Here is a 1,685-nt window from a genome sequence, read left to right on the forward strand (position 1 = left end):
CCGGGAGTCGAAGCAATGTACACCGCCATCGGCGAACCGTACGTTTCTGTCAATGTGGGCGCTCGCATTCTCCCTCGCATCATGAAACGAGCCCCTGGCCGACGGGCGAAAGACGTCAGTCAGCCAATTTTCTTCGCAATCTGCGAGCAGGACAGCGTAACTCCCGCAGACGCCACGATCGCATGGGCCGAAAAGGCGCCTCGAGCAGAAATACGGCGCTACGAGACCGGCCACTTCGACATCTACGTGAGCCCATGGTTCGACAAAGTTGTCGCCGACCAGGTGGCATTTCTGCAGGATCACCTGCCGCCGGCTTCCCTGAGCGGAAACGTTTAGGGCGACCACTCATGCGTAAGCGAAAACTGAACCTAGCAACTGCTACCGTCGCCATCACAGGTTCGACCGGTGGAATCGGCGACGCCCTGGCCACCGCGCTGGTGAAGCGGGGAACCAAAGTGGCCTGCCTCGATCTCGACCCCGAGCGAACGGCCGAGCAAGCTCGGCGCCTCGGGCGGAACGGCTGCGTGGTCGGATACGGAATCGATGTGCGGGATCAACGAAGCCTGGAGAGGGCTCTCCAGAAGTCCCGCGCCCAACTCGGGCCCATCAACGCGGTGATCGCCGGTGCGGCAGTCAGCTCGGGCGTCGATCCATTCGAGACAGCGCGAGCCGACGATTGGGAGAACACCATCGACATCAATCTGCACGGCATATGGCGCACATTCAAGGCCGGGCTCCCCTACGTCGACGAAACCAAAGGTCACCTGATGGCGATCTCGTCCCTGGCCGCATTCGTCCCCGTTCCGTTCATGAGCGCATACTCCCCGAGCAAAGCAGCAATCTGGGCGCTGTGTAACACGCTCCGTCTTGAACTCGAGCCTCGGGGAATCACGGTGGGAAGTGCTCACCCGCCGTTCATCCGAACACCCATGACCGAGCCGTTGCTGGTCGATGCGGCCATGGTCAGGCTCACCAACAACTTCTCGGGAGTGTGGGAATTCGCCAAACTCGACAAAGTGGTGGAGGACATCACGCGCGGGCTTCGTCGGCGTGACGCGCATGTGATCACGCCGCGAAAACTGTACCCGGTAGCGAAGGCGCCTGGCCTCTTCCGTCCACTCATCGAGTACCGCGCCTACAAAGGCAACGCAATAGGCCAGGCAATGACGATCGCACTGGCCCGCAATGCTCCCACCATCAACCACAACACCACCATCAACCACGACACCACCGTCCTCAGGAGCAACCATGAGTGAGAAGAACGCGAACGAACTCGACCTGGCGACCCTCCGAACCCGCCAGCACGACAGAGTTCTCACCGTCCGCACCTCGACCCCGCCCTTGGACTTCGCGACACCGGACCTCATCGCCGACCTCGACCGCCTGACCCGCGCCGTCGACCACGATCCCACGGTGGGTGCAGTCGTGCTCACCGGCGACACGGAACGTCGGTTTCTCACTCACGCAGACCCGTTCGCTATCGGAGGAATGATCGAAAGTTCCAAGCCAGAACTACCGATCGGGGTCCTGGAATATCTGGTGCGCGCGCTAGGGGGCCTCCTCCGCCTCCCCGGCATGGAAGCATTGGTCGATCGGCGCGGGGGGGACCTGGGAATCGGCGTGCTGTGGTCTGTCCGCTGGAAGCGAACCATTCTTCGGATGAATCGTTCGTCGACCGTGTACAT

2 protein-coding genes and 1 pseudogene are annotated in these 1,685 nt (G+C 61.8%); all 3 read left to right on the forward strand.

Translation table 11 applies throughout. From position 1 onward, the window contains the following. Positions 1 to 336: pseudogene (locus AC2ETI_RS32485) on the forward strand (alpha/beta hydrolase); the annotation flags it as partial. A gap of 11 nt (positions 337 to 347) precedes the next feature. Further along, entirely contained in the window at positions 348 to 1,256 is a 909-nt protein-coding gene (locus AC2ETI_RS32490; RefSeq protein ID WP_483635038.1) for an SDR family NAD(P)-dependent oxidoreductase, read from the forward strand. After that, on the forward strand, positions 1,249 to 1,685 hold a 437-nt coding region (locus tag AC2ETI_RS32495; protein ID WP_483635039.1), incomplete at its 3' end, for a Clp protease/crotonase-like domain-containing protein. The genes AC2ETI_RS32490 and AC2ETI_RS32495, both read left to right, overlap by 8 nt.

The organism is Rhodococcus sp. MurmanLake-1 (genome assembly GCF_056945715.1).

What these genes read in the sequence shown, in the direction of transcription:
- AC2ETI_RS32490 (WP_483635038.1), top strand. Translation starts at nt 348, where the DNA reads ATGCGTAAGCGAAAACTGAACCTAGCAACTGCTACCGTCGCCATCACA.